Below are 12933 nucleotides of genomic sequence, written 5' to 3'. Positions count from 1 at the left end.
GCGCCGGACACAACAGATTGCCCTCTCCCGCGTCCCGGGCCCACCCCCGCCAATTCACTGACATTGCAAGAATCCCGGGCATTCCCCGACGGGACGTTCACCAAGAGCGCAAAAGGCGAATTTTTTGCCGATCTCGCGCTTGTGACCGGCTTGCAGGGCCGAAACCCCCTCCTTATATAGCCTTCGAAGCCCGGCGGGCGGGGCCAAAACCCCCGCCGGACCGGGTCTTGGAAGGGCCGATGCCGGAATGGGTCGGACCGCCAGACCATCGCCTTAAGTAGAAGGGATACAAATCATGGGTAAAGTGATCGGGATCGACCTCGGCACCACCAACTCCTGCGTCGCCATCATGGACGGCGCCCAGCCGAAGGTCATCGAGAACTCCGAAGGCGCCCGTACCACGCCTTCGATCGTCGCCTTCACCGAAGAAGAGCGACTGGTCGGCCAGAGCGCCAAGCGCCAAGCCGTGACCAACTCCACCAACACCATTTTCGGCGTGAAGCGCCTGATCGGTCGTCGCGCGACCGACCCGGCCCTGGCTGCGGATAAATCCAACCTCCCCTACGCAATTGTCGACGGCGGCAATGGCGACGCATGGGTCGAGTCCCGCGGCGAGAAATATTCGCCCTCGCAAATCTCCGCCTTCATCCTCGGCAAGATGAAGGAAACCGCCGAGAGCTACCTCGGTGAAGAAGTCGACCAGGCGGTCATCACCGTTCCGGCATACTTCAACGACGCCCAGCGTCAGGCCACCAAGGACGCCGGCAAGATCGCCGGCCTGGAAGTGCTGCGGATCATCAACGAACCGACCGCGGCGGCCCTGGCCTATGGCCTCGACAAGGAAGAAAGCCACACCATCGCGGTCTATGACCTTGGCGGCGGCACCTTCGACGTGACCATCCTGGAAATCGACGACGGCCTCTTCGAGGTGAAGTCGACCAACGGCGACACCCACCTGGGCGGCGAAGACTTCGACATGAAGATCGTCAACTACCTCGCCGAGGAGTTCAAGAAAGAGAACAACGTCGATCTGCGCCAGGACAAGATGGCCCTGCAGCGCCTGAAAGAGGCGGCTGAAAAGGCCAAGATCGAACTGTCCTCCAGCCAGTCGACCGAGATCAACCAGCCGTTCATCTCGATGGGCTCCAACGGCCAGCCGCTGCACATGGTCATGAAGCTGACCCGTGCCAAGCTGGAAAGCCTGGTGTCCGACCTGATCAAGAACTCGATCAAGCCCTGCCAGGCCGCGCTGAAGGATGCCGGTCTGTCCACCTCCGACATCGACGAGGTCGTCCTGGTCGGCGGCATGACCCGCATGCCCCGCGTGGTCGAGGAAGTGACGAAGTTCTTCGGCAAGGAACCCCACAAGGGCGTGAACCCGGACGAAGTGGTCGCCATGGGCGCCGCCATCCAGGCCGGGGTGCTGCAGGGTGACGTGAAGGACGTGGTCCTGCTGGACGTGACCCCGCTGTCGCTGGGCATCGAGACGCTGGGTGGTGTCTTCACCCGCCTGATCGACCGCAACACGACGATCCCGACGAAGAAGTCCCAGGTCTTCTCGACCGCCGAGGACAACCAGGGCGCCGTGACGATCCGCGTGTTCCAGGGTGAGCGCGAGATGGCCGCCGACAACAAGATGCTCGGCCAGTTCAACCTGGAAGACATCCCGCCGGCACCGCGCGGCATGCCCCAGATCGAGGTGACCTTCGACATCGACGCCAACGGCATCGTGTCGGTCTCCGCCAAGGACAAGGGCACCAACAAGGAACAGAAGATCACGATCCAGGCCTCCGGTGGTCTCAGCGATGACGACATCGAACAGATGGTCAAGGACGCCGAGGAAAACGCCGAAGCGGACAAGGCCCGCAAGGACCTGGTCGAAGCCAAGAACCAGGCCGAAAGCCTCATCCATTCGACCGAGAAATCGGTCGAGGATCACGGCGACAAGGTCGACCCCTCGACCGTCGAGGCGATCGAACTGGCCGTTGCCGCGCTCAAGGACGAGCTGGAGAACGACAACGCCGAGAAGATCCGCAGCGGCATCCAGAACGTGACCGAAGCGTCGATGCGTCTGGGCGAAGCGATCTACAAGTCGCAGCAGGAGGAAGGCTCGGATGAGCCCCAGGCCTCTGACGACGGCGCGTCCGACGGCGGCTCCGACGATGACACCATCGTCGACGCCGACTTCGAGGATCTGGATGACAACAAGCGTGGCTGATCTGATCAGCCCACGCTGAGGAACCTCTGGGGCCGGTCCTCCCTTCGGGCGGGCCGGCCTTCAACGTTCCAAGGAAGGGATAACCTACCGTGGCAAAACGTGATTACTACGAGGTCCTCGGCCTGAAGAAGGGCGCCTCTGCGGACGAGATCAAGAAGGCCTATCGCAAGAAGGCGAAGGAACTTCACCCCGACCGCAATGCCGACAACCCCCAGGCCGAAGACCAGTTCAAGGAAGTGAACGAGGCCTACGACTGCCTGAAGGATGGCGACCGCAAGGCGGCCTATGACCGCTATGGCCATGCGGCCTTCGAGGGCGGCATGGGCGGCGGAGGCCGTCCCGGCGGCGGCGGCCCCGGCGGCAATGCCGACTTCGCCTCGGCCTTCTCCGATGTCTTCGACGACCTCTTCGGCGACTTCATGGGCGGGCGTCAGCCCGGCGGACGCCAGCGCGCCACCCGGGGCGCCGACCTGCGCTACAACCTGCGCGTCTCCCTCGAAGAGGCCCACACCGGCCTGCAGAAGACGATCAACGTGCCGACCTCGGTGCAATGTACCGTCTGCGAGGGGTCCGGCGCCGAGGGCGGCGCAGAACCCACCACCTGCCCCACCTGTTCCGGCATGGGCAAGGTGCGCGCGCAGCAGGGCTTCTTCACGGTCGAACGCACCTGTCCGACCTGTTCGGGCCTGGGCCAGATCATCCAGAACCCCTGCAAGGCCTGTGGCGGCCAGGGCCGTGTCGATCGCGACCGGCAGCTGTCGGTGAACATCCCCGCCGGTGTCGAAACCGGCACCCGCATTCGCCTGGGCGGCGAGGGCGAGGCCGGGATGCGTGGCGGTCCGTCCGGGGATCTCTACATCTTCATCGAGGTGGCCAAGCATCCGATCTTCGAACGCGAAGGGCCCAACCTCTTCTGCCGCGTGCCGGTGTCGATGGCCACGGCCGCGCTTGGCGGCGACATCGAGGTGCCGACGATCGACGGCGGCCGCAGCCGCGTGAAGATCCCCGAAGGCTCGCAGTCGGGTCGCCAGATGCGCCTGCGCGGCAAGGGCATGCCCGCCCTGCGCGGCGGCGGCTCGGGCGACATGTTCATCGAGCTGGCGGTGGAGACCCCGGTCAACCTGACCAGCCGCCAGAAGGAGCTGCTGCGCGAGTTCGAGGATCTGTCGGAAGAGAACAATCCCGAAAGCGAAGGCTTCTTCAAGTCGGTGAAGAACTTCTGGGATTCGATGAAGGGGTGAATTGCCGAACCGGGGCCTTCGGCCCCGGCAAAAGGTCCAGTGGACCTTTTGGGCAATTCACGGGCGGAGCCCCGGGCCGAACCTCCAGTGGAGGCTTCGACCTGTTCACGGGCGGAGCCCCGGCACCCATGCAACACCCCAACAAAGGGCGGCCCCACTGGGCCGCCCTTTCTCTTTGCCCCAAGCCCCTTAACCCAACGCTAACCATTTGCCGCGCAACCTGTCGTCATGACTGAAACTTCTGCCTTTTCCGACAGTGCGCCCTCGCTTTTCGACAGCGACGAGGCGCCGGTGCAGCCGCTGAAATCCGGCCGCCTGCCGTCCTATATCGGCGAACACCGCAAGCGCCTGCGCGAACGGTTCATGCAGGGCGGTCCCGCCGCCCTGCCCGACTACGAGATGCTGGAACTGGTCCTCTTCCGCGCCAATGCGCGCCAGGACATGAAACCCCTGGCCCGCCGCCTGTTGCAACGGTTCGGGGATTTCAACAGCGTCATCAGCGCACCGCGCGAACAGCTACTGGAACAGCATGAGGTCGGCGAGGCCGTGGTGTGCGAGCTGAAGATCATCGAGGCCGCCGCGCACCGCCTGGCCCGCGCCCGCATCATGCAGCGCCCCGTGGTCAGTTCCTGGGACGCCCTGCTGGACTATTGCCACACCGCCATGTCGCATCGCGAAACGGAACAGTTCCGCGTCCTCTACCTGGACAGGAAGAACGTGCTGATCGCGGATGAGGAACAGGGAAAAGGCACCGTCGATCATGTGCCCGTCTACCCGCGCGAGGTGGTGAAACGCGCGCTGCAGCTGAACGCCAGCGCGCTGATCCTGGTGCACAACCACCCCTCGGGCGACCCGTCGCCCTCGCAGGCGGATATCGACATGACCGCCCAGATCGAAGCCGCGGCCGCGGCCTTGGGCCTGTCGCTGCACGACCACATCATCGTCGGCCGCTCGCGCGAACTGTCCTTCCGCTCCGAAGGCTACCTCTAGCCCTTACCCGGATCCCCTGGCCCGGAAACGACGGACGGCCCCCCAAGGGGCCGTCCGATCCTATCATGCTGTCCCCGGAAGGGTCAGAGCGTCGCCTCGAAGGCCGCGAGACCGGCCTCGGCCACCTCGCGGTCCTGCCCCGGCGTGCCGGAACTGATACCGATGCCGCCGACACAGTCGCCGCCGGCCATCACCGGCAGGCCGCCGGCGACGACCATCAGGCGCCCACCGATGGCGGAGCCGATGCCGTAGGCCGGTGCGCCGGGCTGCGATGCGCTGCCGTAGTCATGGGTCGCCTTCTTCGCGCCCGAAGCGGTGAAGCTCTTGTCGATGGCGATGGTGATCGAGGTCACCTTGCCGCCTTCCATCCGCTCGAACGCCAGCAGGTTGCCGCTTTCGTCGGTGATGGCGATACACATGGGCACGCCGATTTCCTCGGCCTTGGCCTTGGCGCCGTCCAACAGCACGCGGGCATCGGCGAGGTCCAGTCGGGTCACCTGGATCATTGGGTCTTCTCCTTCGCTTCCCGGCGGCGGGCGTGCAGCACCGGCTCGGTATAGCCCGAAGGCTGCGCCACGCCGGTGAAGATCAGGTCCCGCGCGGCGGCAAATGCCACCCCGTCGAAATCGGGCGCCATGGGGGTATAGGCCGGGTCACCGGCATTCTGGGCGTCGACCTTGACGGCCATGCGGCGCAGAGCATCCTCGACCTGGTCCTCGCTGACCAGGCCATGCAGCAGCCAGTTGGCCAGGTACTGGGACGAGATCCGCAGCGTCGCGCGGTCTTCCATCAGGCCCACGTCGTTGATGTCGGGCACCTTGGAACAGCCCACGCCCTGATCAATCCAGCGCACCACGTAGCCCAGGATGCCCTGGCAGTTGTTTTCGACCTCGCGCGTCACCTCCTCGTCCGTCAGGTTGCGCCCCGACAGCAGCGGCGGCGTCAGCAGCGCATCCAGCGAGGCGGCGTCGCGGCCCTTCAGCTCATCCTGGCGGGCAAAGACATCGACCTGGTGGTAGTGGGTGGCATGCAGCGTGGCGGCCGTGGGCGACGGCACCCAGGCGCAATTGGCGCCGGCCATCGGGTGGCCGATCTTGGCCTCCAGCATCTCGGCCATCTTGTCCGGCTTGGCCCACATGCCCTTGCCGATCTGCCCCTTGCCCTGCAGGCCCAGGGTCAGGCCGGTGTCGACGTTGCCCTGTTCATAGACGGCCAGCCAGCCGGCCTTGGCCATGTCGGCCTTGGGCACGAAGGCGCCCGCCTGCATCGAGGTGTGGATCTCGTCCCCCGTCCGGTCGAGGAAGCCGGTGTTGATGAAGACCACGCGGTCCTTCACCTGGCGCAGGCATTCGGAGAGGTTGACCGAGGTGCGGCGCTCCTCGTCCATCACGCCCAGCTTCACCGTGTTCAGCGGCAGGCCCAGAACGGCCTCCACGTCAGCGTAAAGACGATCGGCAAAGGCCACTTCCTCCGGTCCGTGCATCTTCGGCTTCACCACGTAGACCGACCCGGTGCGGGAATTGCGCGGGCCCTCGGTCTTGGCCAGGTCGTGCATGGCGCAGGTCACGGTGACCATGGCGTCCAGCATGCCTTCGGGCGTCTCCTCGCCCTCGAACAGCACCGCGTCGGTTGTCATCAGGTGCCCCACGTTGCGCACCAGCTGCAGGGATCGGCCCTGCAGCGACAGGGCACTGCCGTCAGGGGCGGTCAGAGCCATGTCGGGGGCCAGGACGCGGGTCATCGTCTTGCCGCCCTTCTCGAAGGTTTCGCTGAGGTCGCCCTTCATCAGGCCCAGCCAGTTGGCATAGGCCAGAACCTTGTCGGCGGCATCGACGCAGGCCACGCTGTCCTCGCAGTCCTGGATCGCGGTCAGGGCCGATTCCAGCAGCACGTCGCGCAGACCCGCGGCGCTGTCGCGGCCCACCGGGTGCGAGGGGTCGATCAGCAGGCCGATGTGCAACCCGTTGTGGCGCAGCATGTAGGTGGCCGTGGCGCCCTCTTCGGCGTAGCCCACGAAGACATGCGGATCCTTGAAGCCGTGCACACCGGAGGCCGAGCGCGCCATCAACTCCTCGCCCTCGCGGAAATACTCGCTGACCTCGGTGTGCGAGATCGTTTTCAGCGGCACCGAGGTATCCAGGAACTCTGCCGCCCAGGCCACCGCCTGTGCGCCACGCTTGGGATCATACCCCTTGCCCTCGGGCGCGCCCGGCAGCGCGTCGGTGCCGTAAAGCGCATCGTAGAGCGATCCCCAGCGGGCATTGGCAGCGTTCAGCGCGAAACGGGCGTTGGTGATCGGCACCACCAGCTGCGGGCCGGCGACACGGGCGATCTCGTCATCGACGTTCTCGGTGCCGATGGAGAAATCCGGGCCCTCGGGGACGATATAGCCGATCTCCTCCAGGAAGGCGCGATAGGCGGCGCCATCCCAGGGCTGACCCTTGCGGGCGGTCAGCCAGTCGTCGATCTGCGCCTGCATCCTCTCGCGGGTGTTCAGCAGGGCCAGGTTCTGCGGCACCAGATCCCGCAGGATGCGGGCATAGCCTGTCCAGAACTCTTCCGCCCCCACGGGCAGGCCGGGCAGGACCTGCCCTTCGATCAGATCGGCCAATTCCGTGGCCACGGAGAGGCCGGCGCGGCTGACATAGTCGGTCATAACGATCTCCTGAAAGTGTTGCGGCAAGGATAGCGCCTGTGCGGCCACTGGCGACGGAAAATCCGCACCTTTCCACGATATGGAAAACGAGGGCCGAAAAATGGAAAACCCAGGCCCTGCGGGCCCGTTCAGCGCAGCCAGACCTCGACCCGGCGGTTCACCTGGCGGCCCCATTCGCTGTCATCGCAGGCCATGGGCATCGCCTCGCCGAAGGTGTCGATGCCCAGGGTCAGGCGCGACAGGTCGGCGGTTTCGGCCGCGGCCAGCACCGCGCGGCGCACCGTTTCGGCCCGTTCCGCCGACAGCCGCAGGTTCGCCTCGGCCGCGCCATCCCCGTCGGAGAAGCCGACCAGCAGAACCTCGCGCCCGTCGAACTGGCCGCTTTCCAGCGCCCGGGCCATCATCCGCACGTTCGACATGGATTGCGCGTCCAGCCGGGTGGACCCGGCGCGGAAACGGAAGGAGATGGTCAGCCGCTTCATCCCCGTCAGGGTGGTCACCATGCGCTGCAATTCGGCCAGCGGCACCTCGTCGCCGGCCTGGGCGATGGCATTGGCAAACCGGTCCCCCTGGTCGTCGATCGCGACCTCCTCGGGCAGCTGGTCGACGAAGCCCGCGCGGCGGATCACGTATTGCGCCTGGGGGTCGCGGGTATAGGCCAGAAAGTCGCGCGCCAGTTTCGGCAGGCGCACGGCGGGCTGGTAGAGGAAGACGGGCGCCGTCATCGGGTAATCTTCGGTCTTGGCGTTGCGCCGCGTGGCCTGAAGGGTGAAACCGCAGTCGCCCGACAGGGCCAGCCCCGCCGCGGCCCCCACTTCGGAGGCCGAGGACAGACCGATGGCGAAGGGATCGGCCAGCACCGCGCGCAGCAGGGCGTCGTCGGTTTCGTGCTGCACCGCCCCCTCGGCCAGATCGGCCCCGGCGGGGCGCAGCAGGCGGTCCTGCACCACCTGCCCCAGGCCCGAGGTCAGATCCCGCAGGTGCGGCACGATGGGCGCATCCGCCCCGCCCAGCTCCTGCCAGTTGGTGATCCGCCCGGCAAAGACATCGGCCAGCTGGGTCATGGTGATCCGCTGCACCGGGTTGCCCGGCGCCACAATGGGCACCAGCGCATCCAGCGCCAGCACCCGCGCCCGGCCCCGCTGGGTCAGATCGCCGAGGCCTGCCGCCCGGGCGGCCTCCAGCTCCTCTTCGCGGACCTCGCGCAGGGCCATGACCAGATCGGCGCCAGCCTCGATCAGCTCGTCGAAGCCGCTGTCGGTGGTCTGGCTGTGAATTGTGAACTCCCCCGCAACGCGACCACCATCCCGTTCGGTCAAGGTGTAAAGGACCTGCCCCGGCCCCAGGGCCTCGCGCCGCACGGCATAGCCCGCACGCAGGCCGAAACCTTCGACGAGGGCGGGCATCAGCACCTCGCCCACGGTTTCGGCACCGGAGATGGTGATGCGGGCGACGTAATCCGTCAGGTCCGGGCAACCCGGCCCGTCACAGAGAACGCCGGATCCATCCAGCGTCAGCACGCCGAACTCAGTCTGCAGCCGGTAGAATTCGCCGTCGAAGCCCAGCAGGTCGCCGGACAGCTCGACATTGCCGTCGCGCGAGGTCAGCGTCACGTCCTGCGCGCGGACCAGTGTCGCGAGGGGCAAAAGGAAAAGTGCGGCGAAAATCGCCGCACGGAAGGATCGCATGTGCCTGACCTCGGGTTCCCGCAGGTTACTTGGCGGCGATCTTCAGATCATCGAGCAGATTCTTCAACAGCAGATAATCCCCCGCCGCGTCGCAGGCGGGCATCGTGACATTCAGGTCATGGAAGCTGCCGAAGGCGCCTTCGCTGACATGGATCACCTGGGCGGTGATCTCGCGGCCGCAATTGGCCTCGGTCACCTGGGCCTCCACCGACAGGTCGATGGTGCCGGCCTGGCGGGCGATGCCCAGCGGGAAGGAATAGACCTGCGCCAGGCGGGCCTGCGGCAGATCGGCGTTGCCCAGCACGGTCAGGAAGCCGCCCTCGCCCCGTGCCGCGACGCTGACATCCCGGGGGGTTTCGGCCCAGACGTGGCCGCTGTCGTCGTAGCTGGCGCCATATTCCAGCGCATGCAATTCCAGCCCCGTCTCGCCCTGCCACTGCACGACAGACCGGTCGTAGAAGGCCAGCGACGACACCTCGGCCTCGGCGCTGGCGCCTTCGCCATCCTGGAAGACGGCCACGAAGATCGCATATTCGGCCAGGGCCGGCACCGACAGGGTCAGCGCGCCCTCGGCGTCGGTCAGTTCGGAAAACACCATGCCCTCATGATGGAAGGCCACGCGATCCTCGGCGTAGCAGGGCGCGTCGAGGGTCAGGGTCACCATGGCCGCGGCGGCGGGTTCGGCGGTCAGGGACACGGGGCAGTCGTTTGCCACCTCCGCGCCAGCCTCACCCTCGGGCGCCGTCGGGTCCGTGGCTTGGTCAGTGGCCTGGGCCTGAACCAGCTGCGCCTCTGCGCCGAAGCCGCCATGGCTTGGGTCGCTCTCGGGCAGGATCACGGGGGAGGAGGTCAGTTCGATGTCCTGAAGCGGCAGGGTGTCAGCCTCGGGCAGAGCCTGGGGCACCGGAGCGGCCGGCAGGGCGGCAGCCGTGGCCTCCTGCACCGCGGGTTGCGGGGCCGGGGTGCGCGCCTCGGCGGCCTGTTCCGCGGCGACCTGGCGGCTGTGCCGCTCCATCAGCACCCCGCTGACGCCCGCAACGCACAGCGTCGCCCCGGCAATGGCAACGCCCTTGATCAGTCTGGCCTTGGCGAGTGGCATCGGATGTCCCTCCTGCGATGATCGCAAGATCGGCGAGGATTCGGGCAGCGATGTGGCGCGGGCGGGGAGTCATTCGGGCCTCTCCCCCCGTTCGGGCCCATGAAAAAAGGGCGGCGCCACTGGCACCGCCCCTTCGCATCCTGTCAGCGGCCATCGATCAGACCAGCGCGCCGTGGCAATGCTTGAACTTCTTGCCCGACCCGCAGGGGCAGAGCGCATTGCGGTTCGGACGGCCCCAGGTCTCGGGGTTCTCCGGATCAAAGCCTTCGACGTAGCCTTCGCCCTCGGGGTTCACGCCTTCGGCCACCACCTCGCCCGAGGCGCGGGCCTCGGACTGCTGCACGGCGGCATCCACCTGGGCCTGTTGCGCCGCCATCTGCTGTTGCAGGGCGTTGATCTGGGCCTGGCGTTCTTCCTCGGTCATCGGGCGGACCCGCGACAGGGTCGCCGTCACCTCTTCACGCAGGCTGTCCAGCAGCGTCTCGAACAGCTGGAAGCCCTCGTTCTTGTACTCGTTCAGCGGATCGCGCTGCGCATAGCCGCGGAAGCCCACGACGGAGCGCAGGTGTTCCATCCGCAGCAGGTGTTCGCGCCACTTGCCGTCGATGGTCTGCAGCAGGATCTGCTTTTCGATGACGCGCATGTGCTCGGGGCCGAAGGCGGCGGCCTTGGCGGCCATGGCCTCGTCCGAGGCCTTCTCCAGACGTTCGATCACCTGTTCGTCGTCCACGCCTTCCTCGGCGGCCCATTCGTCCACCGGCACGTCGATGCCCAGCTTCTCGATGCAGGCGGCGCGCAGACCCTCGGTGTCCCACTGATCGGCGTAGGTCTTGGGCGGCATGTACTGATCGACCAGATCCGCGATCACCTCATAGCGCATGTCCTGCACGATCTCGCTCAGGTCCTGCGCCTCCATGATCTCGCGGCGCTGACCGAAGATCAGCTTCCGCTGGTCGTTCATCACGTCGTCGAACTTCAACACGTTCTTGCGCATGTCGAAGTTGCGGCCCTCGACCTTGGCCTGGGCGCGTTCCAGCGACTTGTTCACCCAGGGGTGGATGATCGCCTCGCCTTCCTTCATGCCGAGACCCGACAGCACCTTCTCCAGGCGTTCGGAGCCGAAGATGCGCATCAGGTCGTCTTCAAGGCTCAGGAAGAAGCTGGACTTGCCGGGGTCGCCCTGACGGCCCGACCGGCCTCGCAGCTGGTTGTCGATGCGGCGGCTCTCGTGGCGTTCGGTCGCCAGCACGTAAAGACCGCCGGCATCCTTCACCGCCTGTTCGGCGGAGGCATGTTCGGCCTCGATCTTCTCGCGCACGGCGTCGGGATCGGCCTCGGGGTTGGCGGCCAGGGCATCCATCACCTTCATCTCGACGTTGCCGCCCAGCTTGATGTCGGTGCCGCGGCCGGCCATGTTCGTGGCGATGGTGATCGCGCCCAGCTTGCCGGCCTCGCCGACGATCTGCGCCTCCTGCTCATGGTGGCGGGCGTTCAGCACGTTGTGCTCCAGCCCGGCCTGGGTCAGCAGCTGCGACAGCAGTTCCGACTTCTCGATCGAGGTGGTGCCCACGAGGATCGGCTGACCCTTTTCGTGCGCCTGGCGGATCTCCTCGATGATCGCCTGGAACTTCTCTTCCTGGGTGCGGTAGATCGCGTCGTCGTTGTCGATCCGCGCGATCGGCTTGTTCGTCGGCACCTCGACCACGCCCAGGCCATAGATTTCCTGGAATTCCTCGGCCTCGGTGGTGGCGGTCCCGGTCATGCCCGACAGCTTGTTGTAGAGGCGGAAGTAGTTCTGGAAGGTCACCTGCGCCAGGGTCACGTTCTCCGGCTGGATCTCGACCTTTTCCTTGGCCTCGATCGCCTGGTGCAGCCCCTCGGACAGGCGGCGACCCGGCATCATGCGGCCGGTGAATTCGTCGATCAGAACCACGTCGCCGTTGCGCACGATGTAATGCTGGTCCTTGATGAACAGCTTGTGGGCGCGCAGGCCCTGGTTCACGTGGTGCACGATGGTGGTGGATTCAGGGTCATAGAGCGTCGCCCCCTCTTCCAGCAGACCGGCCTCGTGCAGGAGGGTCTCCAGCTTCTCGTTGCCGGCCTCGGTGAAGGTCACGCTGCGCTGCTTCTCGTCGGTGGAATAGTCCTCCTCGGTCAGCGAGGGGATCAGCGCGTCGATCGCGGTATAGAGATCGCTGCGGTCCTGCGCCGGGCCGGAGATGATCAGCGGCGTGCGCGCCTCGTCGATCAGGATGCTGTCCACCTCGTCGACGATCGCGAAGTTGTGCTCACGCTGGTAGAGGTCCTTCAGCTCGGACTTCATGTTGTCGCGCAGGTAATCGAAGCCCAGCTCGTTGTTGGTCGCATAGGTGATGTCGCAGAGGTAGGCCTCGCGTTTCTCCGCGTCCGGCTGGCTGGGATAGACGACGCCGGTCGTCAGTCCGAGGAAGCCGTAAACCTTCGACATCCATTCCGCGTCGCGCTTGGCCAGGTAGTCGTTCACCGTGACCACGTGCACGCCCTTGCCCGTCAGCCCGTTCAGGTAGGCGGGGAAGGTGGCGACCAGGGTCTTGCCCTCGCCCGTCTTCATCTCGGCGATATTGCCCTGGTGCAGGAAGATGCCGCCCATCAACTGAACGTCGAAGGCCCGCAGGCCAATGGCGCGGCGGGCCCCTTCACGGCAGTTTGCAAAGGCTTCGGGCAGCAGATCGTCGAGTGTCTCGCCCTCGCCCAGCCGTTTCTTGAATTCCTCGGTCTTGGCGCGCAGGCCATCGTCCGACAGGGCCTTGTACTCTTCTTCCAGCGCGTTGATCTTCGCGATCAGCGGGCGTGTCGCCTTGACCTTGCGGTCATTCGGTGTGCCGAAGACCTTCTTGGCGAGTGTTCCGAAACCCAGCATGATCTATCTTCCGCTTCCTGACGCCAACGTGTGAGGGGGCCGGTTGTGCGGTCGCTCTCGGGCCCGTAAACAGGGCCGGAACAGGCCGCCAAGCCCCTTTGCCATAAGGCGATGTAGTGGGCGGGCGGAAGAGTGTCAACGC

At 66.1% G+C, this 12933-nt stretch carries 8 protein-coding genes; 3 read left to right on the top strand and 5 right to left on the bottom strand.

Features of this window, described 5'->3' with window-relative positions; genetic code table 11:
* Window positions 1–295: 295 nt before the first annotated feature.
* From dnaK to radC, 3 genes are all read left to right on the top strand, one after another.
* Window positions 296–2218 carry a molecular chaperone DnaK gene (gene dnaK, locus LC066_RS10230; protein ID WP_222475932.1) on the top strand — a complete coding sequence of 641 codons (1923 nt, stop codon included), beginning with the start codon at window positions 296–298 and terminating at the stop codon, window positions 2216–2218.
* A gap of 89 nt (window positions 2219–2307) precedes the next feature.
* Window positions 2308–3459, top strand: coding sequence for a molecular chaperone DnaJ (gene dnaJ / locus LC066_RS10225; RefSeq protein ID WP_222475924.1), 1152 nt, complete (start codon window positions 2308–2310; stop codon window positions 3457–3459).
* A gap of 228 nt (window positions 3460–3687) precedes the next feature.
* On the top strand, window positions 3688–4449 hold the full coding sequence (gene radC, locus LC066_RS10220) for a RadC family protein (protein WP_222475916.1): 762 nt from the start codon (window positions 3688–3690) through the stop codon (window positions 4447–4449).
* 83 nt (window positions 4450–4532) lie between these two features.
* Here the strand turns inward: radC and LC066_RS10215 are convergent, their stop codons facing one another.
* The 5 genes from LC066_RS10215 to secA form a co-directional block, all read right to left on the bottom strand.
* Window positions 4533–4955 (bottom strand): GlcG/HbpS family heme-binding protein, encoded by a 423-nt coding sequence (locus tag LC066_RS10215; RefSeq protein WP_222475914.1) that lies wholly within the window; start codon window positions 4953–4955, stop codon window positions 4533–4535.
* On the bottom strand, window positions 4952–7105 hold the full coding sequence (locus LC066_RS10210) for a malate synthase G (protein WP_224898462.1): 2154 nt from the start codon (window positions 7103–7105) through the stop codon (window positions 4952–4954). Before LC066_RS10210 ends, LC066_RS10215 begins: the two co-directional genes overlap by 4 nt.
* Window positions 7106–7233: 128 nt before the next feature.
* Complete coding sequence (locus LC066_RS10205; RefSeq protein WP_224898460.1) at window positions 7234–8793, bottom strand: phosphate ABC transporter substrate-binding/OmpA family protein; 1560 nt, start codon at window positions 8791–8793, stop codon at window positions 7234–7236.
* A 25-nt stretch (window positions 8794–8818) separates the two neighbouring features.
* Entirely contained in the window at window positions 8819–9892 is a 1074-nt protein-coding gene (locus LC066_RS10200; RefSeq protein WP_224898458.1) for a translocase, read from the bottom strand.
* A 157-nt stretch (window positions 9893–10049) separates the two neighbouring features.
* A complete protein-coding gene (gene secA / locus LC066_RS10195; protein ID WP_224898456.1) occupies window positions 10050–12791 on the bottom strand; it encodes a preprotein translocase subunit SecA in 2742 nt (913 codons plus the stop codon).
* Window positions 12792–12933: the final 142 nt, after the last annotated feature.

The organism is Pseudooceanicola marinus, assembly GCF_020177265.1.
Lineage (GTDB): Bacteria > Pseudomonadota > Alphaproteobacteria > Rhodobacterales > Rhodobacteraceae > Pseudooceanicola > Pseudooceanicola marinus_A.
Note: the sequence above shows the minus strand (reverse complement) of the source record. Positions and strands in the feature narration are given on the sequence as shown.